At 73.6% G+C, this 21,753-nt stretch carries 14 protein-coding genes, 1 tRNA gene and 1 pseudogene; 7 read left to right on the top strand and 9 right to left on the bottom strand.

Annotated elements, in window-relative coordinates; all coding sequences use genetic code 11:
- Window positions 1-907, top strand: a pseudogene (locus tag GCU69_RS32840) (response regulator); the annotation flags it as partial.
- Between the two features lie 400 nt (window positions 908-1,307).
- Here the strand turns inward: GCU69_RS32840 and GCU69_RS26915 are convergent.
- The 5 genes from GCU69_RS26915 to GCU69_RS26895 all read right to left on the bottom strand — a co-directional run bounded on the left by GCU69_RS26915 (window position 1,308) and on the right by GCU69_RS26895 (window position 8,276).
- A complete protein-coding gene (locus GCU69_RS26915; protein WP_098752971.1) occupies window positions 1,308-2,957 on the bottom strand; it encodes a long-chain fatty acid--CoA ligase in 1,650 nt (549 codons plus the stop codon).
- A 364-nt stretch (window positions 2,958-3,321) separates the two neighbouring features.
- Window positions 3,322-3,846, bottom strand: a complete 525-nt coding sequence (locus GCU69_RS26910) for a SigE family RNA polymerase sigma factor (protein ID WP_098752970.1) — start codon at window positions 3,844-3,846, stop codon at window positions 3,322-3,324.
- A gap of 520 nt (window positions 3,847-4,366) precedes the next feature.
- Complete coding sequence (locus tag GCU69_RS26905; protein ID WP_235978716.1) at window positions 4,367-5,254, bottom strand: DUF1906 domain-containing protein; 888 nt, start codon at window positions 5,252-5,254, stop codon at window positions 4,367-4,369.
- Window positions 5,255-5,650: 396 nt separating this feature from the next.
- Complete coding sequence (locus GCU69_RS26900; RefSeq protein WP_176604662.1) at window positions 5,651-6,760, bottom strand: arabinan endo-1,5-alpha-L-arabinosidase; 1,110 nt, start codon at window positions 6,758-6,760, stop codon at window positions 5,651-5,653.
- 334 nt (window positions 6,761-7,094) lie between these two features.
- Window positions 7,095-8,276: a glycoside hydrolase family 43 protein gene (locus GCU69_RS26895; RefSeq protein ID WP_235978715.1), complete on the bottom strand. Its 1,182-nt coding sequence runs from the start codon at window positions 8,274-8,276 to the stop codon at window positions 7,095-7,097.
- 320 nt (window positions 8,277-8,596) lie between these two features.
- Between GCU69_RS26895 and GCU69_RS26890 the strand changes: the two genes are divergently transcribed.
- Window positions 8,597-9,676 (top strand): bifunctional DNA primase/polymerase, encoded by a 1,080-nt coding sequence (locus tag GCU69_RS26890; RefSeq protein ID WP_218037983.1) that lies wholly within the window; start codon window positions 8,597-8,599, stop codon window positions 9,674-9,676.
- On the opposite strand, the gene GCU69_RS26885 is transcribed toward GCU69_RS26890, so the two are convergent.
- The 3 genes from GCU69_RS26885 to GCU69_RS26875 all read right to left on the bottom strand — a co-directional run bounded on the left by GCU69_RS26885 (window position 9,657) and on the right by GCU69_RS26875 (window position 12,619).
- Window positions 9,657-10,307: a pentapeptide repeat-containing protein gene (locus GCU69_RS26885; protein ID WP_306474058.1), complete on the bottom strand. Its 651-nt coding sequence runs from the start codon at window positions 10,305-10,307 to the stop codon at window positions 9,657-9,659. The genes GCU69_RS26890 and GCU69_RS26885 overlap by 20 nt on opposite strands.
- Before the next feature lie 232 nt (window positions 10,308-10,539).
- Window positions 10,540-10,629: transfer RNA gene (locus GCU69_RS26880), tRNA-Ser, on the bottom strand.
- A gap of 493 nt (window positions 10,630-11,122) precedes the next feature.
- A complete protein-coding gene (locus tag GCU69_RS26875; protein ID WP_235978714.1) occupies window positions 11,123-12,619 on the bottom strand; it encodes a S1C family serine protease in 1,497 nt (498 codons plus the stop codon).
- A 241-nt stretch (window positions 12,620-12,860) separates the two neighbouring features.
- On the opposite strand from GCU69_RS26875, the gene GCU69_RS26870 reads away from it, so the two are divergent.
- From GCU69_RS26870 to GCU69_RS26860, 3 genes are all read left to right on the top strand, one after another.
- On the top strand, window positions 12,861-13,712 hold the full coding sequence (locus tag GCU69_RS26870; protein WP_156207409.1) for a glycerophosphodiester phosphodiesterase: 852 nt from the start codon (window positions 12,861-12,863) through the stop codon (window positions 13,710-13,712).
- Window positions 13,713-14,059: 347 nt separating this feature from the next.
- Entirely contained in the window at window positions 14,060-14,677 is a 618-nt protein-coding gene (locus GCU69_RS26865; protein WP_098752942.1) for an ATP-binding protein, read from the top strand.
- A gap of 128 nt (window positions 14,678-14,805) precedes the next feature.
- Entirely contained in the window at window positions 14,806-15,777 is a 972-nt protein-coding gene (locus GCU69_RS26860) for a DUF5926 family protein (RefSeq protein ID WP_098752941.1), read from the top strand.
- Between the two features lie 674 nt (window positions 15,778-16,451).
- Here GCU69_RS26860 and GCU69_RS26855 read toward each other — a convergent pair.
- A complete protein-coding gene (locus GCU69_RS26855) occupies window positions 16,452-17,132 on the bottom strand; it encodes a bifunctional DNA primase/polymerase (RefSeq protein WP_098752940.1) in 681 nt (226 codons plus the stop codon).
- Between the two features lie 794 nt (window positions 17,133-17,926).
- Between GCU69_RS26855 and GCU69_RS26850 the strand changes: the two genes are divergently transcribed.
- Together GCU69_RS26850 and GCU69_RS26845 are read left to right on the top strand one after the other, a co-directional pair.
- Entirely contained in the window at window positions 17,927-19,501 is a 1,575-nt protein-coding gene (locus tag GCU69_RS26850; protein WP_156207408.1) for a PP2C family protein-serine/threonine phosphatase, read from the top strand.
- 516 nt (window positions 19,502-20,017) lie between these two features.
- A complete protein-coding gene (locus GCU69_RS26845) occupies window positions 20,018-21,499 on the top strand; it encodes an aminopeptidase P family protein (RefSeq protein ID WP_156207407.1) in 1,482 nt (493 codons plus the stop codon).
- Window positions 21,500-21,753: the final 254 nt, after the last annotated feature.

The raw sequence follows: 21,753 nt of genomic DNA, 5'->3' as shown, positions 1-21,753 counted from the left end.
GGCGGCCACCGGCCAGCCGCCCGGGGCCCCGCAGCCGCGGCTGCTGGACTCGCACGGCGACGGCCGGGCGTACGCGATAGGCGCCCCCGACGAGGGCGCCGAGGGACCGGAACCGCTGGACGGCCCCAACGGCGCCGTCGACGTGACCGATTCCCAGGCCGTGCCGCCGCTCGACGACGAACTGCCGCCGGAGCCGCTGGACAACCCGCGCCGGCTGCTCGTCTGGCCCGCCCCGGACGTATCCACCCAGCAGGCGCTGAGCGACCGCGGCTACCGCCCGGTGATCGTGCACTCTCGGGAGGAGGTCGACGCGCAGATCGCGGCGTATCCCGCGGCGCTGTTCGTGGACCCGCTGACCGGCCCGATCACCCGTACCGCGTTGCAGTCGCTGCGCACCGCCGCGGTGGCCGCCGAGGTACCGGTCCTGGTGACGGCGGGTCTCGGCCAGGCGACGCGGGAGGCCGCGTACGGCGCGGACCCGGCCGTGCTGCTCAAGGCGCTCGCTCCGCGCGACAGCGAGCAGCATCCGCCGCGCGTGCTGCTGATCGAGGAGAACGACGCGATCGCGGGCGCGCTGACCGCGACGATGGAGCGGCGCGGGCTCCAGGTCGCGCGGGCCTCCTCCGACGCGGACGCGGTGACGCCCGCGGCGCAGATGCGGCCGAACCTGGTGGTGATGGACCTGATGCAGGTACGACGCCGCCGGGCCGGGATCGTCGACTGGCTGCGCGCGAACGGCCTGCTGAACCGCACCCCGTTGGTCGTCTACACCGCTGCCGACATCAACCGGGCGGAGCTGCCGCGGCTCGCGTCGGGCGAGACGGTGCTGTTCCTCGCCGAACGGTCGACGAGCGCCGAGGTGCAGGAGCGCATCGTCGACCTGCTGGCCAAGGTCGGCACGAACTGAACCCGGGGCCGCCGGGGCGGCGCTGTCCGCCTTCCCGGTCGGGTGCTGTCACCTTCCCCGTTTCCCCGTTGCCCCGTTTCCCCGCCGCCACGTTTCCCCGTCGCCACGGCCGCCGTCGACGTTCCCGCTGACGTGCCCGCTGCCGTTGACGTGCCCGCTGCCGTTGACGTTACCGTTGTTCCGCTGACGTGCCCGTGGTCCCGTTGACGTCTCCGTACGAGCGGTGCGGGCGGCCCGCGCCGCGGTGAGCACGGGCCGGCCGAGCGCAGGCCGGGCGAACGCAAGCCGGGCGAACGCGGGCGGAGGGCACGCAGGCGGAGGGCACGCAGGCGGGGCAAGCGCGAGTGGGCCCAGCCGGGCCGGCGGCTCCGCCGGCTCCCCGCTCGCCCCGCCCCCGCGGCTACAGCCGGGTGACGTCCAGCTGCCCGTCCGCGTACTGCTTGCGCAGCACCTTCTTGTCGAACTTGCCGACGCTCGTCTTCGGCACCGCCTCGATCACCGCCCACCGCTCCGGCAGCTGCCAGTGCGCGACGTGCTCGCCGAGATACGACCGCAGCGTCTCGTAGTCGGCAGTCGCGCCCTCGGTGAGCACGACGGTGGCGAGCGGGCGCTCGCCCCACTTCTCGTCGGGCACCGCGACGACCGCGGCCTCGGCCACCTCCGGGTGCCCCATCAGGACGTTCTCCAGCTCGACACTGGAAATCCACTCGCCGCCGGACTTGATGACGTCCTTGGCCCGGTCGGTGAGGGTCAGATAGCCGTCCGGGCTGATGGTGCCGACGTCCCCGGTCCGCAGCCAGCCGTCCGGGCTGAACTTGTCCTCCGGGCGGAACGGCTCACCCGACGCGCCCCCGTAGTAGGCGCCCGCGATCCACGGCCCGCGCACCTCCAGCTCGCCCGCGCTCCGCCCGTCCCACGGCAGGAAGCCGCCCCCGGGACCGGCCAGCCGGGCCTCGACGGAGGCGGGGAAGCGGCCCTGGGTCGCGCGGTACGCCCACTCCTCCTCACCGGTCACCCCGGCGGGCGGATGGGCGATGCTGCCGAGCGGGGAGGTCTCCGTCATGCCCCAGGCGTGCACGACCCGTACGCCGTGGCGGTCCTCGAAGGTGTGCATCAGCGACGGCGGGCAGGCGGAGCCGCCGACGACGACCGTGCGGAGCGAGGAGATGTCGCGGGGGTTGGCCTCGAGTTCGGCCAGCAGGCCCTGCCAGATCGTCGGGACGGCGCCGGCGAGCGTGGGCCGCTCCGACGCGATCATCTCGGCGAGCGGCGCGGGCTGCAGGAAACGGTCGGGCATCAGCATCGAGGTGCCCGACATGAAGGCGGCGTGCGGCAGGCCCCAGGCGTTGACGTGGAACATCGGAACCACCGGCAGCGCCAGGTCACCGGGCGTCTGGGCGAAGGCCTCGGCGCTGTTGACGTGCATCGAGTGCAGGAAGACCGAACGGTGGCTGTAGGCGACGCCCTTGGGCTCGCCGGTGGTGCCGGAGGTGTAGCAGAGCGCGGCGGCCGCACGCTCGTCGATGTCCGGCCAGTCGTAGTCGGCGGGACGGTCCGCAATCAGTTCCTCGTAGTCGTGGACGCGGGCCCGGCAGCCGTCCAGCAGGGAGCGGTCGCCCGGACCGGAGACGATCACGTGCTCGACCGTGGTGAGGGAGGGCAGCAGCGGGGCGAGCAGCGGCAGCAGCGAACCGTTGACGACGACGACCCGGTCGGCCGCGTGGTTCACGATCCAGACGAGCTGCTCGACGGGCAGGCGCAGATTGAGCGTGTGCAGGACCGCGCCCATGGAGGGGACGGCGAGATACGCCTCCACGTGTTCCGCGTTGTTCCACATGAGCGTCGCCACCCGGTCGTCACCGGACACCCCGAGTTCGTCGCGGAGGGCGTGCGCCAGCTGTCCGGCCCGGGCGCCGGTCTCCGCGAACGTACGGCGCTGCGGGGCGCCGTCCCCGGTCCAGGTCGTGATGTGCGAGGCGCCGTGAATGGTCGAGCCGTGCCGCAGGATGCGGCTGACGGTCAAGGGGACGTCCTGCATAGTGCTCAGCACCGTTGGCCTCCCGAGGGCAGCGTTACGCAGCGGTAATGTGCCGCTGATTCTGCGGCCATACCAGCCGGTATGTCACTACCCGCGGAGATAACTCTTCAGCTCGCGGCCGGTCCCGCCGCCCCTGATCACGGCCCCGGTCCCGCCGCCCCTGATCACGGCCCCGGTCCCCGCACTCGGTCCCGGCCCCGGTCCCCGCACTCGGTCCCGGCCCCGGTCCCCGCGCTCGGTCCCGGCCCCGGGCGCCGTCTGCCCGCGGCCGGGCACCGGTACGCCGACACGTCGGTCCGCCGGTACGTCGGTCCGCCGCCCGGGGCCCGGGCTCAGCCCGCGGGTCGGGGCGGGCCGTGCGCCCCGACCCGCCGCGTCAGTCGCGGACCGGCACCAGCCCGGGGTCCTCGCGCAGCTTGGCCAGCGCCCGGGAGACCGCGCTCTTCACCGTGCCGACCGACACCCCCAGCACCTCGGCGGTCTGCGCCTCGCTCAGATCCTCGTAATACCTGAGAACGACCATGGCCCGCTGGCGGTCCGGGAGCCGGGTGACCGCACGCCACATCGCGTCGCGCAGCACCTGCTGTTCGGCCGGGTCGGGGGCCGGCACCGCGTCCTTCTCGGGAAGCTCGTCGCAGGCGAACTCGTCGACCTTGCGCTTGCGCCACTGCGACGTGCGGGTGTTGACCAGCGCCCGGCGCACATAACCGTCCAGCGCCCGGTGGTCCTCTATCCGCTCCCAGGCCAGATACGTCTTGGTCAGCGCCGTCTGCAGCAGGTCCTCGGCGTCGCAGGGGTCCGCGGTCAGGGAGCGGGCGGTGCGCAGCAGCACCGGGCCGCGGGCCCGTACGTAGGACGTGAACTGAGCCGCGGTCGCGCTCGTGCAGACTGGCGTGGTCATGCCTCAACGCTAGGTTCGCGGGGGCCCCGGGGGATCGGCCGAAGGTGCCGAAGCCTCGTCCGCCTCAGGTTGTACGGCTCGCGCGGGCCGCACCTCCTACGGGTGGACGGACGTCATCCCCGGATCAGGGTCGCCGCCCGGGACGCGGACCGGGGCCGGCCGTCGTACGGGGTGAGGGGCGGCGCGGCGTACGGCGTGAGGCGTACCGGGCGAGGATCGGCGCGGCGTACGGGGCAAGGAGTACCGGACGAGGGGCGGCGCGGTGTACGGCTGGGGCGGGGGTTCGCATGTCACGCGGATCCGTGGGGCGCGGATCCGTGGGGCGCGGCGCGCCGGTCCGTTGGGGGTGGGGGTGGGGTTGATCCGGTGGGCGCGGGGGCGTCCGTTGGGGACGAGGGTTGTCCGTTGGGGACTTGGGTTGTCCGTTGGGGACTTGGGTTGTCCGTTGGGGACGGGGATTTTCCGTTGAGCGCGGGGGCGGGCGGGTCCGTGTCGCGGGGCGCGGGCCGGGGCGGGTGGCTCAGGCCATGACCGCGACCGGTGCGTCGACCAGGTTCCGGTCGATCTGCATCGGCACCCCGCCGTGCTCCTCGGTGACGTCGCCCTCGTACTGGTGGATCCTGCGGTTCGGCTGCCAGGCGTCCGGCGCCAGCACGGGCTCGCCGTCGGTGTTCGGCTCGCTGCGCCAGCGGGCGAACCACATGACCTCCGGCAGGTCCCGTACGCCGTCCCGGCGCGCGCTCTCCATGTGGGCGACGCCCGATCCCGCGCTGCTGTAGAAGCCCGGCACGTACCCCTGGCGCCGGACCTCGCGGCTCCAGGCCCGGACGAACTCCAACGTGGTCTCTGCGCAGGCCCGCTGCCCCTGGTCGTACGCCTCCATGTCGAGGTAGAGCGCGCTGTGCCGGGCCATGCCGAGCGCGGCCGCGGCCTCGACGGCGTCGCGTCCCTCGGCCGTGCCCTGTTCCCAGGGGCGGTCGCCGATCGGGACGTGCTTCTTGTTGTCGCTGATGACGCAGGGGGACTGGGATCCGACGTAGAGCGGGAGGACGTTCCAGCCGTCGCGGTGGACGGAGACCATCCAGGAGCGGTTGAGGTTCGGCTGCCGCTTGCAGGCCCGGCCGCGGCCGCCGAAGTAGACGCCGACGGCCCGGTAGTGGGATTTGCGCCAGGCGCTCATCGCTCCGAGCGAGGGGGTGCGGCAGGTGTCGAACGCCTGTCCCTGGAACACCTCCGTCCCCTCGTCGAGCGGGTCGCCCGCCGCGCCGCCCGGACCGGTTCCGGAGGCGGAGGCGCCGGACGTGCCGCCGACGGCGGTGGCGGGAGCGGACAGCAGCCCGCCGACGAAGGAGGCCAGCGCGGTCAGCATGGCCACGAGGTATTGAATGATCTTCTTTCGTCGTTCCATACGGGGAAGTGAAAAGGTCCCGGGCACGGAACGACGGGCAGACACGCGCCGGGGGCCGGTGAGGTCATCCGTCCGCACCACTTGTCACACCGGCTCCGCTTGCCGGCCTGCCGCAGCGGCTCGGCCTGCCGGGCAAGCGGAGCCGCTGCGGCGAGCCGGCTCGCCGCAGCGGGTGGTCTGGCTGGTCGCAGCGGGTGATCGCAGCGGGTGGTGACAGCCGTCGTACGGCGGTGGTCACAGCCGTTGTACGCCAGTGGTCACAGCCGTCGTACGGCAGTGGTCACAGCCGTTGTACGCCAGTGGTCACAGCGGGTTGTCACAGCTGCTGTACAGCCGCGGTACAGCGGTGGTCACGGCGGCTTGCCGCACCGGCCCCGCAGCGGTTCTCCGCCGGGATCAGCCGACGTAGGGCCAGCCGTCCGAGTCCCAGAGCAGCCAGTTGATGCCGAGCAGCGCCGTGCCGTCGTCCGCGTAGTAGTGGTAGGCCAGGATGTCGTTGTCGTCGTCGGCGAAGACGTCCTGGTGACCGGGCCCGTGGATGCTGCCGTGCCCGGCCAGCACCTCGGTGCCGCCGCCGGAGGTCATCGGGGTGCCGTTGCGGTCGGTGTACGGGCCGGTGACGTCGGTGGAGCGGCCGACCATGACCCGGTAGGTGCTCTCCGCGCCCCGGCAGCACAGGTCGAACGAGACGAAGAGGTAGTAGTGGCCGCCGTGCCGGAACACGGTCGGGGCCTCGATGGCGCCGCCGCCGCGCCCGGCGACGGACAGGAACTGGTTGCCCGTCCGCTTGCCGGTGGCCGGGTCGAGCGCGATCATCTTGATGCCCGACCAGAACGAACCGAACGCCAGCCACCAGCGGCCCTGTTCGTCCACCACCATGTGGGGGTCGATGGCGTTGAAGTCGCTCGACGACTGGGACTCGATGACCAGGCCCTGGTCGGTCCAGCTGCCCGAGTCGCCGCTGGAGCTGGTCGCCAGGAAGATCGCCGAGCGGTTGGAGCCGAAGCTGGAGGCCGAGTAGTACAGGTAGTACCGGCCGTTGTGGTACGAGAGGTGCGGCGCCCAGAGGTTGCGGCTGCCGCCGGTGTACTCGGTAGTCCACGGTGCTCCGCCGGGGAAGACCGATCCGGCGTTGCGGAAGGCGGTGCGGTCGGTCGACGTCTTCAGGGCAACGTTGTCACCGGTGTGCGCGACCAGATAGCCGCCGCCGGGACGCTTGACGAAGGACGGGTCGTGCACGGCGGTGTCCCCGGTGACCGCGCCCGGATAGGGATACTCGGCGGCCTGGGCGGATGCGGACTCCGGCCGCCAGAGCACCCCGGCGGCGGACGTCGTGGCCACCGCGCCAGCCGCCAGCGCGCCGCCGAGGAGCCGGCGCCGGGACAGGAACGGGGAACGGGAGCCGGGAGCGGCCCCGGACTCGGAGCCGGCCGGGCCCGCGGTGAGGGGATCGTGGCCGGTGTGGGGGGTGTGAGAGCTGTGGGGGGTGTGGGGGGTGTGCGTCACGGTGATCTCTCCTTGCTGCGCTGACGAAGGGGGATGGTCGCTCGCTGGGACGAGACAGTGGAACGGGCCCGTGCTCCGTGGAGCGGAGACAGGGGCGGACGCAGGAGCCGCGGGGTCATCCGGAGCGGTTCGTTCCCGGACCGGACTCCGGCCGGCCGGCAACCGGGCGGCCCGGGCCGGAACTGCTCCCAACGGCACGCCCCGGACCGGAACTGCTGCCAACGGCACGGCCCGGACCGGGACTGCCGACGCCCGGACTGCCGCCAGCGGGACCGCTGGGCCCCGGACGCCGTAAGGAACGCCGGCGGGCCGGGAACCGCCGACACCGGCCCGGTCATTCGCCGGACGGGGCGGGCAGCTGGACGCCGTTCCGGACCGGGGTGCCGAAGTCCGGGGTGCCGTCGGCGTTCCAGCTGAACTTCTGGGCACGGGTGGAGCGGTTCATGTCGCAGCCGCCGCTCGCCGAGTCGTTGGCGTGGTAGACGATCCAGTCCTCGGTGCCGTCCGGGGACTTGAAGAACCCGTTGTGGCCGGGCGCGAAGACACCGGCGGCGTCGTCGCGCTGGAACACCGGCTGCGGGGACTTCGTCCAGTGGTCCCGGTTGAGCGGGTCGCTGCCGGTGAGGGTGAGCAGGCCGAGCTTGTAGTCCGGCCCCCAGCAGGCGCTGGCCGAGTACACGATCATCGTCCTGCCGTCGTGGTAGAGCGCCTCCGCGCCCTCGTTCACGGGGTGGGTCTGCCGCTCCCAGTCGTACGTCGGGGAACTGATCGTCCGCCGGGCGCCGCCGAGGGTCCAGGGGTTGCTGAGCGGGGTGATGGACAGGCTCTGGGTGCCGTCCATGATGCTGCCCATCAGGTACAGATTGCCGCCGACGCGCAGGATGCTGGGGTCGAGTTCCCAGGTGTTCCCCAGGTCGGCCTTGAAGTGGTACGGGCCCATCGGGTCCGTGCCCTCGCTCTCCAGCACGTGCAGCCGCTGGGTGGGGTTGAAGTCGGGGACGTCCTGCCCGGCCACGTAGTACAGGTACCAGCGCGGGCCGTTGGGGCCGTCGACGAGATGGAACTCCGGGGCCCACATGTTGCAGCAGCCGTTCGGCATGCCGGAGAGGTCGAAGACGGTGGTGTCGGGCGCGGACGACAGACCGCCGAGCGTCGGTGAACGGCGCATGGTGACGGTGGAGTTCCAGGTCGTCGTCGCCAGGTAGTAGTACCCGTCGTGGTACTGGAGCCACGGGTCGGGGCCGTTGCGCTTGACCGGGTTGGCGTACGTGCCCGCCGCCGAGCCGTCGGCCGCCTCCGCGGCCTGCTGCCGGTCCTGGCCGGCCGTTGTCGCGGCCGCCGGCGGGACGACGGTGCCGGCCCCGATCAGGAGAGCGGCCGCCGCTAAGAGCAGGCCGGTGCGCCGGTGGCGCCGGAGCAGCGGCGTGCCCGCCCTTTCTGCTGCCGTGTTGGGATCCACGTTGACCCTTCCCTTCGAAGTCAGGGAGTCCAGGATGTTCGATATTACGAATGCCATTCGTAATGCTGAACGGAACGTAGGGCAGCCGTTTTTCAGCGTCAACCCTTGCGGCAACAACGCCCGTTGAGCCCCAGCGCGCGGACGCCCTCTTTCGCAAATCGAACCTTCATACGAAAATAGGGGCCATGGTGCCAGCTTTTCCCACGTCCGGCCCGCACCCCTCCGACCCACTGCCCGCTTCGCAGCCCGGCCCACTGCCCGCTTCGCAGCCCGGTTCGCCGCCCGTTCCACAGTCCGACCCGCTGCGCGGTTCACAGTCCGCCCCGCAGCCCGGTGCACAGTCCGGTTCACAGTCCGCCCCGCTTTCCGGCCCACCACTGGACCCGTCTCCGGACCCGCCGTCCGGTTCGCGCGGATCCGGACGTCACGCCGCCGCGCTGCGCCACGCTCTGGCCGCGGCGGCGCGCGGGCTGCCGGTGATTCCGCTGACCTCCGCCAAACTCCCGGCCGTACGCTCCCCGCACCGCCCGCCACATCCGGGCCACCGCACCGCGGAGCCGGGGCACCCGTCCGCGGAGCCGGGGCAGCCGTCCGTGGAGGCGTGCCCGGAGCCAGCGGGGCGGCAGGGGATCCCGGCGGAGCCCCGGGGGACCACCGCGGAGCCGCAGCCTCCGTCCGGACGCGCATCCGGGCCGCAGCCACCCTGCCGCGGGGAGTGCGGCCGGGCCGGGCACGGCATCCACGACGCGACGACCGATCCCGCTGCCGTACGGCGGCTGTTCGCGGCGGCCCCGTGGGCCACCGGTTACGGCATCGCCTGCGGCCGGTCCCCGCACCACCTCATCGGGCTCGACCTCGACGTCAAGCACGGCGAGGACAGCGGGGCCGCCCTGGCCCGGCTGTGCGGGGAGCACGGGTTCGCCCTGCCGCCGACGGTCACCGTGCGCACCCCGAGCGGCGGCCGCCACCTCTGGTACACCGGCCCGCCGGACGTGCCCGTACCCAACTCGGCCGGCCGCCTCGCCCGCGGCCTCGACATCCGCGGCACCGGCGGCTATCTCGTCGGCCCGGGCTCGTACACGACCCGCGGCGTCTACCGCCTGGCCCCGGGACCGGCGCACCCGTCACCGGCGCCACGGGCACTCGTGCGCCTGCTCACGGCACCCGCGCGCACCGCGGGCGAGCGCACCGCAGGCGGACGGGGGTCCGGCCTGCCGCCGTCAGCCGGCCCGGACTCCGCACTCCTCGCCTTCGTCCGCGCCTCCCGCCCGGGCGAACGCAACGCCCGGCTGTTCTGGGCGGCCTGCCGGGCGTACGAAACCGGCCGGGGTCCGGCCCTCGCCGATGCGCTGATCACCGCGGCCGTGACGACGGGGCTGACCGCCCGCGAGGCCCGTGCCGCCGTGCTCTCGGCCGCCCACCGGCAGGCCGGCCCGGTCAGCCCTCCGCGACCGTGACGCCCAGCGCCTGCGCGAAGAGGGGCGCCAGGTCGAGCAGTTGGCCGTGGCTGATGGTCGCCCCCCGCAACGCGTCGAAACCGTCCTCGATCCCCAGCTCGACGGCTCCCCGGAAGTCCACGTCGCGCAGCTGTGCCCGCTGGAGACGCACCGAGCGCAGCCCGCTCCCGGGGAAGCCGACCTTCGTCAGGGTGGCGCCCCCGAAGTCGACGTCCCGCAGCGTGCAGTCCACGAACGACACATCGCGCAGCGTCGCCGCCCGGAAATTGACGGACTCGAACTTGCAGTGGTGGAAGGCGACCCGGCTCAGCCCGGCGCTGAACGCCTCCAGCCCCGCCAGCGCGCTCTCCACCACCTCGGAATCCAGCCAGTCGCTCTCCGCGAGATCGGTGCCGAGCCAGCGGACCCCGTGGAACCAGGTGTCGTTGAAGCGGGCACGCCGATAACTGCCGCCGGTGAACGAGACCCGGGCGAAGGCCGTCTCCAGGAACCGGGCGCCACCGCCCTCGGCCTCCTCGAACTCCCGGTCCTCGAACAGCGAGCAGTCGTAGTCCCCCTCCCGCCGCAGCTCACCGTCGAACGGCCGGAGGTGCTCCGCGTACGGAAGCTCGTCCATCTCCCTGGCGCCCACGACTCTCCTCACCCCGGCCTCCGCGCCGACCGGCACCCGACCCGGCCACGGTACGCGCGAGGTCCGACAGCCCCCGTCCCCCGGCCACGGTATGCGCGGGGCCCGACAGTCCCCGTTCCCCGGCCGACGCCGGCCGGGGAACGCCCGCCCGGAGGGGGCGAACGGCAGAAAGGGGAAAGGGCGCGCCCCCTGACCGGGTTCGCGCCCTCCGACCAGCACGTCCGCTGATCCGTGGCGGAGGGTGTGGGATTTGAACCCACGGTGACATCGCTGCCACGACGGTTTTCAAGACCGTTCCCTTAGGCCGCTCGGGCAACCCTCCCCGCGTCCACCCGGCTTCGCCGGTGGCGCGGGGTCAGCCTAACCGGTTCGGCGGCGGAAACGCTCGGGCCCTCCCCGCGGGCAGTGCGGGGAGGGCCCATGGGCGGGGAGGCCCGCGGCGCACGCCGGTGCCGGCGCCGTGGCCGGTGCCGTTGTACGCCGTCGCGTGCGCCGGTCCGGGTCCGGCGGACCGCCGTCGCTCCCGACCGCGGTCCGCCGGACGCCGGTCCCGCGCACTCACGGTCCGCCGGATGCCGGTCCCGAGGACCGCGGTTTGCGGTCCGCCGGATGCCGGTCCCGAGGACCACGGTTTGCGGTCCGGCGTACCGCGGTCCGCCGGATGACAGTCCGCACCCGCGGTCCGCCAGGCGGTCGCGGTCCGCCAGGCGGTCGCTGTCCGTCAGGCGGTGCCGACCCGCGACCCCGTTCCGTCGGACGGCGTCGCGCATCCGCGGTCCGGGGCCGTCACGTGCTGCCGGCGCGCCTGCGAGCCGTCAGCTCTCGTCACCCTTGCGTTCGCCGAGGGTGAGGTCCACCGTCGACTCCTTGCCGTTGCGCTCGTAGGTGATCTTCACCTTCTCGCCCGGCTCGTGCGTCCAGATCTCGCTGATCAGGGTCGGACCGCTGTCGATCAGCGTGTCGTCCAGTTTGGTGATGACGTCACCCGGCTGGAGGCCCGCCTTGTCCGCGGGGCCGCCCTCGGTCACCGCGGCGCTGCCGCCCTGGCCGTTCTCGGAGATCCGGGCGCCGCCGTCCTGCTGCTGGCCCATCTCGACCTGGACGCCGATGACCGCGTAGACCGGCTGCCCGGTCTCGATCAGGTTCTCGGCGACCCGCTTGGCCTGGTTGATCGGGATGGCGAAGCCGAGACCGATGCTGCCCGCCTGTTCGCCGCCGAGGCCGCCGCCCCCGCCCGCGGGCTGGATCGCGGAGTTGATGCCGATCACGGCACCGTCGGCGTTCAGCAGCGGGCCGCCGGAGTTGCCCGGGTTGATCGAGGCGTCGGTCTGCAGCGCACTCATGTACGAGGCGTTGCTGCTGCTGCCGTCGCCGGAGGCCACCGGGCGGTTCTTGGCGCTGATGATGCCCGTGGTGACGGTGCCGGCGAGGCCGAACGGGGCGCCGATGGCGATCGTCGCGTCACCGACCGCGACGTTCTTCTCGGAGTCGCCGAGCGGCAGCGGTTCCAGCTTGGCGTCGTCCGCGTTCTTCAGCTTGATCACGGCCACGTCGTAGCCCTCGGCGCGGCCGACGACCTCGGCGCCGTACTCCTTGCCGTTGGAGAACGTCGCGGTCAGCTCGCCGCCGTTCGCCGCGGAGGCCACCACGTGGTTGTTCGTGAGGATGTGGCCTTCCTTGTCGTACACGAAGCCGGTGCCCGTACCGCCCTCCTCGCCGCTGCTGCCCCGGGCCTCCAGGGTGACGACGCTGGGGAGAGCCTTCTGGGCTATCCCGGCGACGGACTTCGGCGAGCGGTTGACCTGCTCGGACTCGCCCGGGGCCGACAGCGTCGTCGAGCCGCCGGACTCGTTGTCCGCGGCCCAGAAGCCGACGCCGCCGCCCACGCCACCCGCGACCAGCGCGGCGACGAGCACGGCCGCGACCAGGCCCGAGCGCTTCTTCTTGCCGGGGCCGCCGGGCGGCGGCATGTGCGTGCCCCAGCCGGCCGGAGGCGGCGGAGGCGGCCAGGCCTCGCTTCCGGCGGGCGGGCCCCCCATGGGCGCCGTGCCGGGTGCGGGCGGGGCTCCGGGGGGCGGCGGTACGTCGCCGGGCCGGCCCGCCACGGTCGGCTGCTCCGCCGTACGGCCCGGGTCACCCGCACCGGGCGCGTGCAGCGGGTAGTCGGGGCCACCGGTCCCGGGCGCCCCCGCCCCGGGGTTTCCGGCGCCGGGCGTTCCGGCGCCGGGCGCGGGCGGATGGGCCGGCGCTTCGGGCGCCGTCGGCCGGTCCGGCCCCGACGGAACGGCGGAGCCCTCGTTGTCGGTGCTCACGGCTCTCTCCTCAGGTGCACGAAGGTTCTCGATCCACGGCCACATCGAATTTCTGTCTGCCACCAGCTTTTCCCACGGCGCGTCAGAGCACCGTAAAGCGGGTCGCCCTCCTGGACCGCCATCCTTTATGCCGGACGAAACGGTCGCATCCCGGAGCGCCTGCCCACTCTGCCCGCGAGCATACGGAAGCCACGCGTCCGGGCCCCTTGCCGCCCGGCCGTGCACCGGGCGATGGCACGATATGTCGGTGACTCCCGCACTTCCGGCCCCCGGAGCCTCCCCCGGCGCCACGCCCGGGCCGAACCGTATCGCCGTGGTCGCCCACCGAGGCTCCTCGGAGGACGTCCCGGAGCACACGCTGGCCGCGTACCGGAAAGCGATCGAGGACGGCGCCGACGCCCTCGAGTGCGACGTCCGGCTCACGGCCGACGGGCATCTGGTCTGCGTCCACGACCGCAGGGTCGACCGCACCTCGAACGGCCGCGGCGCGGTGTCCGCCCTGGAGCTGCAGGATCTCGCGGCGCTCGACTTCGGCTCCTGGCGCGGCCTCGGCGAGTCCCCGGACCGCGACGACTCCCCGCGGCACGAACGGACCTCCGTACTCACACTCGAACGACTGCTCGAACTGATCGCCGACTCCGGCCGCCGCGTCGAGCTGGCCGTGGAGACCAAGCACCCGACCCGCTGGGCGGGCCGGGTCGAGGAGCGGCTGCTGGCCCTGCTGGGCCGTTTCGGACTCACCGAACCGCCCGCCGGGGATCCCTCGGCCGTCCGGGTGATGAGCTTCTCCGCCCGGTCGCTGCAGCGGGTACGGGAAGCGGCGCCACGCGTCCCCACCGTCTACCTGATGCAGTTCGTGTCCCCGCGGCTGCGCGACGGCCGCCTCCCCGGCGGCGCCGGCATCGCCGGGCCGAGCATGCGGATAGTGCGGAACCACCCGGAGTACGTGGCCCGGGCCCACCGCGCCGGCAACCAGGTGCACGTGTGGACCGTCGACGCGCCCGGTGACGTGGAGCGCTGTGCCGCGCTGGGCGTGGACGCCATCATCACCAACCGGCCCCGGCAGGTGCTCTCCCAGCTGGGGCGCCGCTGACGGACCGGCCGCCGGGCCCGTACCGCCGGTCGGATCCCGGATACCGGATACCGGATCCCGAGCCCGCGTCGTCGCCGGTCGAGATTCCGGGTTCGCTTTCGCCGGGTCGATCAGCGAGCCGATCACCGGGCCGATCGCCGAGCCGACGGGGCGGGCCCCGGTCCGGCGGCCGGCCCGGCCCTCGGCCGGGTCGTCGGCCGGGGCGCCGGTCGAGACAACGGTCGGGGCACTGGCCGAGACACCGGTCGGGGCGCCGGTCGGGGAGCTGATCCGACCGTTTCCGACCGTCTCGGCACTCACCGGCAGGGAGTGCACCGGCGCGTTCGATACGTATTCGATCAGGTGAAGTGCGCCACCTGATCGCGGATGGCCGGTTTCCGGCCCACCGCTATCGGGCATCCATCCCCTGGCGTGGGGCAAAGGAGGTCTCGGGGGTGGCGTTGGTGGTGGCACAAGAGGTGCCGACTTCATCGATCATGGCCGTGCCTCATGGCCCGTCGGGGGTCGGCATGGCGCGGCGTCGCATGCGCGAGGGACTGCGCATGAGCGGCGTTCCGGACGCGGTGGTGGACGACGCCGTCCTTGTCCTCTCGGAACTGCTCAGCAACGCCTGCCGGCACGGCCGCCCTCTGCACACCGGGCTTCCCGAGCCCGTCGAGGACGACGCGGTCCGCGCCGCCTGGCGGGTGGACGACATCGGGCGGCTGACCGTCGAGGTGACGGACGGGGGCGGTCCGACCAGACCACTTCCGGCCACTCCCTCCGTGACGGCCCGCGGCGGCCGCGGGCTCAACATCATCACGTCCCTCGCCCAGGACTGGGGCGTACGCGACGAGAGCGCGGGCGCGGTCACCGTCTGGGCCCGGCTGGCGAGCGGCCCCCGTGCCGACGACTTCGCCAAGCGCGTCGACCTGCCGGGGTTCTCCGGACTGGACGTCGCCGACCTCCTGGACGACCACGCCTGACGCGCTGCCGCCGCCGCCCGGCGGCAGGGCCCGGTCCCGCTGCCGTCCGTCATCACCCGGCGCACCGCCCCCGAGCGGCTAGGCTCAGCGGCCAAGACCTACCGCCGCAACCGGGAGAAGCACACGCCATGGCCAAGAAGCGACCCCAGAAAAAGGCCGGCACGCGGGCGTCCGCCGTCGCGGATGCCGACATCCCCGTCGTCGGTGCGCGCGAGCCCTGCCCGTGCGGCTCGGGCCGCCGCTACAAGGCGTGTCACGGCCGGGCCGCCGCCCAGGCCGTGACCGAGCTGGTGCAGCGTCCCTTCGAGGGGCTGCCCGGCGAGTGCGACTGGGTCGCCCTGCGGGAACTGGTCCCCGCCGCGACCGCCGAGCTGAGCCTCAAGGGCGGGCTGCCGTCCGGGGTGTCCTCCGTGACCCTCGCGACCGTGCTGCCGATGGCCTGGCCCGCGCTGCACCGCGACAACGGCGCGGTGCTCCTCGGGCTCCAGAACGACACCGCCTCCGGTGACATCAGCCGGGACCTGGCCGACGTGCTGGCGCGTGCCCTCGAGACGGAGCCCGGCAATCCGGTCGCCGCCGAGCGGGTCCCGGCCGACGGCCCGCGGCTCCAGGACCTGCTCGACCCGGACGCCGCCTTCACCCCGGTCGTGCACGACGGGTTCGAGTTCTGGCTGGAGGACGCCTCGAACACCAGCACCGAGGTGGCCGCCTCGCTGGAGCGGGCGAACGAGGCCGCGATCCCCACCGTCCGGCTGTCCGGCGTGGAGGCCGCCTACTGGTGCGAGACGCCGGAGAAGAACCACCTGCGCTGGGTGATGCCGCACCCGGAGGAGAAACTGCTCGACGCGCTGTCCCGGCTGCACGCCGCGGGCGCCTCCTCGCTCGGCGACAACACCCGGCTCGTCGGCTCCTTCCGGGCGCACGGGCTGCTCGTCCCCGTGTGGGACCTCCCGACCGGCATGAGCGCGGAGCAGACGGAGAAGCCGGCCGCGGCCTTCGCCGAGCGGCTCGGCGACGCCCTGGCGTCGGACGCGCCGCTGACGGCCGAGGAGCGCCGGGCGCGCGGCGGCCTCACGAACCGTCAGGTGACGCTGAGCTGAAAGTGACGGACGGTGAGGTGTCGCGCGTGACTCCCGTCACACCGGCTCTACCGACCAGTAAATTCCTTCACGGATATCCGCGATCGAATTTGCGAACAGCCAATCTCTTGTTACGGTTCTAGAAGCCCGGTCGCTGGTGCATCCCCCGTCGCCAGCGACCGGGCGTTTCCATGTCCGGATTCGGATGACGGAAGCTTGAGTTCCGGATTTGCGGTTCCCCGGCACGCCTCGCAACGGAACAACGGCCGGCCGGTCACCGGCCCGCCAGGGCACTTCGGAGTCAGCTGCCCGGCCGCACACAGCACCCCGCACGCCGTCCACGCCGTCCACGCGAATCCTGCGCCGGGCCGCTGCGCCGGACCGGCCGGGGCCCGGCCGACGAGCCGGTCCCGGTCCTCGCCCCGTCCCCACGCCTCGGCACGAGAGCCGGCCGACCCGGAGCCCGGAGCGACAGGGAACCCGTCCGCAGCGAGCAGGTCCGCGTGAAGAGATCCGCGGAGAGCCGGTCCGCTGGAACAGATCCGCAACGAGCAAGTCCGCAACGAGCAAGTCCGCAGCGAGCAGATCGGCCCGGTGGCCGGCCGGTGCGCGGCCGCCATCGGTGGGGAAAGCGAGGCTCGGGAAGCGATCGGTACGGGGACGGGGCCGGCGCGGCGGTTCAGTACGGCGGCGGTTCAGTACGGAAGTCTGCTGCCGCCGCCCGGGGAGCCGGCGCTCGCCTCCACCAGGGCCTCCACGACGGTCTGCACCTCCGGCAGCCACGGCGCGCCGCCGTCCGTCCCCGGCGCCCGCTCCCAGCGGACCTGACCGGCCCCGGTACGGGACGGCGGCAGCGCCAGATAGCCGCCCTCGCCGTGGAAGCGCAGCGAACCCGGGACCCAGTCCTGGCTGTAGAGCAGCTCGCCCAGCTCGGGCAGGGAGTACGGCGCCACCAGCAGCGACCACCGGTCCGGGGTGGCGACGACCGGGCCGAGCCGGACACCCGTCCGCTCCAGCTCGGCGACCGCCGACGCCGCCGCGACCGCGGGCAGGCTGACCGCGCACGGGGCGCGGCCGCCGGTGGCCAGGATGATCGGTGCCGTCGGCCGGTTCGTCCACCACCAGCGCACCATCCGGGCGTCCGTGGTCGCCGCGAGCAGCCCCGGATCGAACGGGTGCGCGGCGGGAGCGGCGCAGTCGGGGTGCGGGCAGCCGCAGCCGCCCCTGCGGCCGCTGCCGGGCCGCTGCCCCACTCCGGGAACCACGGGCCACTGCCACTCGGCGGCGCAGGTCAGCGCCGTGTCGGGGAGGACCGGCTTCCCACTGCGCCTGCGCCTGGGCAGGAGCCTGCGTCGCATTCCGGGGATCTCGCGCATGAGCGCTCGTTCCTTTCCGTTAACGCCGAGGGCTGTTTCCGTCGCATCGAACTGCGTATGGAAGTGCGTGTTGCGTATGGAACTGCGTGCAACCGTGCGGAACTGCGTGGAGCGAACTGCCTGGAACCGAACTGCACCCAACTGCACCGAACTGCATGGCACTACGTGGCACCGTTCCGGCGGGTTCAGCCGTACACACCACGCGGATCGGAAGTAACCGTGCGTACACGTCAGCGCATCACGTCGCAGCCCGGGCGGGGAACGTGGCGTGGGGTGGCGCACACCTGGCGCTTGCCCGTCCCCGTGCTCCCGGGTGGTGGGAACACCCGGCCTCCGCCCGCTCGGGGAGGAGGCATGACCTTCGTCGGCTAGGACGCTTCCGGCCGCAGCTGGGTTCCGACACGCCCCGACTGCCCCCGGAATGGCCTCGCCATGTCTTCCGACTACGTACCCACCACGTTCGATATGACGCGTTGCCGAATGACCTCAGTCGATCGTGAACCGGCCGAGCCGAGGAAATTTCCGGCCAACTTATCATTCACTTCCGCCCCGGCAACCCCGACAGCACAATGCTGGACACACCACACCATGGCGTGTACATCTGGAGGCATGGGCAGTGACGCCCATCACCCGAGGCAGGCGATGCCCGTGCGGCAACACCATCCGCAGTCACCCGCGGAGCGCGCCGCCGTCCCCGGCCGACCGCCGGAAAACCCCAGTACAGCCCCCGTCGTCCGGGGCGAATTTCGGCGAAGCGCCCCCACCCCGGCGCTTCCGTTCCAAGGTCTGCAGCCATGAACAACCCCCATGGGCCGAAAGTGGCCGGAATCCATCCCGCAGTTCCCTCTCCGGCGCACAATGCCCCCGCCGGTCACGATGTACCCGGTCCGGCGGAGCACACCGACGGCCCCGGCCCGGACGTCCGGGACCGGCTCGCCGGCTGGGTGTCCGACCTCACCACCCTGCACGAGCTGACCGAACAGCTCGCCCGCACCGACGGCCTCGACGCCGCGCTGCACGAACTGCTGCGCGCCGGGGCCTCGCTCGCGGGCGCGCGGCGCGGCATGGCCGTCCTCGAACCGGCCGACGGCGAAGGCCCGCGGACCACCATCGGTCTCGGTCTGGGCCGGGCCGACATCGGCACCATGGAGACGGTCCCGCGCGGCGCCGTCTCGTACGGGCGGATCCTCGACGGCCTGCCCGAACGCGACGACCGCACCGACGAGGAACGCTCCCGGACCGGCATCGCCCACCCCGACCTGCTGCACGAGCCCGATCTCGACCCGCGCCACCGCGAGGTCGCCGCCCGGCTCGGCTTCGCCGCCAGTTACGCGATGCCCCTCGGCACCGGGGCGGCCGGCCGGCTGGGCGCCGTGGTCTGGCTCTACGACGAGCCGACCGAGCCCACAGGCCGGCAGCGGGACCTCCTCGACCGTTACGTCCGGCACGCCGGCGAGCACGTCGCCCGGCAGTTGGAGCTCGCCCGGGCCCGCGCCACCGTGGCCACGCTCCGGGAGGAGCTGCTGCCCAGCAGGCTGCCGCGGGCCGCGGGCGTCCGGCTCGCCGTCCGGCACCGCACCGGCCCGCGCGGCGGCGGCGACTGGTACGACGCGCTGCCGCTGCCCGAGGGTGCCCTCGGCCTCTGCGTCGGCGGCGTCACCGGCACCGGGCCGAGCGCGGTGGCCGCCATGGGACGGCTGCGGGCATCCCTGCGGGCGTACGCCGTGATGGAGGGCGAGGACCCGGTCGCCGTGCTCTCCGACCTGGAGCTGCTGCTGCGGCTGACCGAGCCCGCCCGTTCCGCGACCGCCCTGTTCGCCCACTGCGAGCCGGGACCCGCGCGGCACCGGGTCGTGCTGGCGGGCGCCGGGCACTGCCCGCCGCTGCTGACCGGTCCCGACGGCACCGAGTTCGTCGAGACCTCGCTGTCGGCGCCGCTCGGCATGCTGTCGGCTTGGGAGGCGCCGAGCGTCGTCGTCGAGCCCGCGCCCGGACAGGCGCTGCTGCTCTACACCGACGGGCTGCTGCACCGCACCGGCAGGCCGGCGGACGAGGCGCTGGGGCGGCTGCGGGCCGCGGCCGCCTCGGTGCCCGCGGCGCTGCGCGCCGACCCGGAGGCCGTGGCGGACCACGTACTGCGCACGGTTCTCCCGGACGATGGTCAGGGCGGTCAGGCCGCCGGTCGGGCCGTTGCGGGCGCGCCCGGGCCGAACGGTTCCGGGGGTCCGAGCGGTCCGGGTGGTCCGAGCGGTCCGGGTGGCCCGGGCAGGACCGCTCCGGGAGGGCCGGGTGTTCCGGGCCGCGGCGGAGGGGCGTACTCCGACGACGACCCGGAGGATGTCGTGCTGCTCGCCGCCTGCTTCGGGTGAGCCCCGGGGCCGGCTCCGCGGCTCCGTACGGTACGGCCCTGCTGCCGCGGGCCGGGCGGTTCCGCGGGCCGGTCGGTACCGCAGGCCGGGCGGTACCGCAGGCCGGGCGGTACCGCAGGCCGGGCGGTACCGCAGGCCGGTCGCGGCAACCAGGGCCCGGGCCGGTCGCGGCAATCAGAACACCTTGGCCGGTCGCGGCAGCCCGGCCGGAGCGGTCGCCGCGAGCCGCGCGGGACGGCTGCGGCAGGCCCGGGCGGCGCGGCTGCCGAAGGCCCGGGAGGCGCGGCTGCCGCGAGCCGGGCTTCGCGGGCCGGAGGCCGGAGGCCGGGCCTCGCGGGCCGCGGGCCGCCGGGTGACCGATACCGCCTGTACGGGTCTCCGGCAGTGCGCCTGTACGGGTCTGCGGCAGTCCCGTACGGGTCTGCGGCAGTCCCCGGCCGGCCTGCCGCGACCGGCCCGGGGCGCCCCCTTCCGGTCACCCATACGATGGATTGAGGTCCATTCAAGGAGGAAAACGTGACCGATCAGCCCGTACCGGCACAGCACAGCGAAACCGCCCCGGCGGGCCCGGACACGGAGAGCGCGCCGATCAAGCAGCGGAAGAACGGGCTCTACCCGGCCGTCTCCGAGGAACTGGCCGCCAACATGAAGAGCGGCTGGGCCGACACCGAGCTGCGCGGCCTGGAGCCGATTCCGCAGGCCGCCGAGACCGCCCGGCGGCGGGCCGCGCTCTCGGCGCGCTTCCCCGGGGAGCGCCTCGTCGTCCCGGCCGGCAACCTCCGCACCCGCTCCAACGACACCGAGTACCCCTTCCGCGCGGCCACCGAGTACGCGCATCTGACCGGCGACCGGACCGAGGACGGCGTGCTCGTCCTGGAGCCGGCGGGCGACGGCCACGAGGCCGTGCTGTACCTGATGCCGCGCTCCAACCGGGAGAACGGCGAGTTCTGGCTGGACGGCCAGGGCGAGCTGTGGGTCGGCCGCCGGCACAGCCTGGCCGAGGGCGAGCAGCTGCTCGGCATCCCCTGCCGCGACGTCCGCAAGGCCGCCGGCGAGCTGGCCGCCCCGGACGGCCCGGTCCGGATCGTCCGGGGCCACGACGCCGGCCTGGAAGCCGCCCTCGCGGACCGGCTCGACGAGAAGCGCGACGAGGAGCTGAAGACGTTCCTGAGCGAGCTGCGGCTGGTGAAGGACGACTTCGAGATCGGCGAACTGCAGAAGGCCGTCGACTCCACCGTCCGCGGTTTCGAGGACGTCGTGAAGGTGCTCGACAGGGCGGAGGCGACCTCCGAGCGGTACATCGAGGGCACGTTCTTCCTGCGGGCCCGCGTCGAGGGCAACGACATCGGCTACGGCTCCATCTGCGCCGCCGGGCCGCACGCCACCACCCTGCACTGGGTGCGCAACGACGGGCCGGTCCGCTCCGGCGAGCTGCTGCTGCTCGACGCGGGCGTGGAGACCCACACGCTCTACACCGCCGACGTCACCCGCACGCTTCCGGTGAACGGCCGCTACAGCGAACTGCAGCGGAAGATCTACGACGCCGTGTACGAGGCGCAGGAGGCCGGTATCGCCGCCGTCCGCCCGGGCGCGAAGTACCGCGACTTCCACGACGCGGCGCAGCGCGTGCTCGCCACGAAGCTGGTGGAGTGGGGCCTGATCGAGGGCCCGGTGGAGCGCGTCCTGGAACTGGGACTCCAGCGCCGGTGGACGCTGCACGGCACCGGTCACATGCTGGGCATGGACGTGCACGACTGCGCGGTCGCCCGCACCGAGACGTATGTGGACGGCACGCTGGAGCCGGGCATGTGCCTGACCGTGGAGCCGGGGCTGTACTTCCAGTCCGACGACCTGACGGTGCCGGAGGAGTACCGCGGCATCGGGGTCCGGATCGAGGACGACATCCTCGTCACCGAGGACGGCAACCGGAACCTGTCGGCCGCGCTGCCTCGGGCCGCCGACGAGGTGGAGTCCTGGATGGCGCGTCTGAAGGGCTGACCGTGCTGACCGTGTGACGGGCCGGGGGCCTGGTGGCGGGCCGGACCCGCACTGGCCAACGGGCCGCACCGGCCACATGCGCTGCACCGCCGCGCGGGCCTCACGGGCTCCGCAGGTCTCACGGGCTCCGCAGGTCTCATGGGGCTCCGCAGGTCTCACGGGCTGCGGGACTCCGCGGGCTGCGCGGCAGGCCGGGGGTCCGCGGTTCCGGCAGTCCGTGCTGCGGTCGCCCGCGGTTCGGTCGCCCCCGGTTC

This window comes from Streptomyces lycii (genome assembly GCF_009735685.1).
Taxonomy (GTDB): domain Bacteria; phylum Actinomycetota; class Actinomycetes; order Streptomycetales; family Streptomycetaceae; genus Streptomyces; species Streptomyces lycii.
This window is presented reverse-complemented; position numbering and strand designations above follow the sequence as displayed.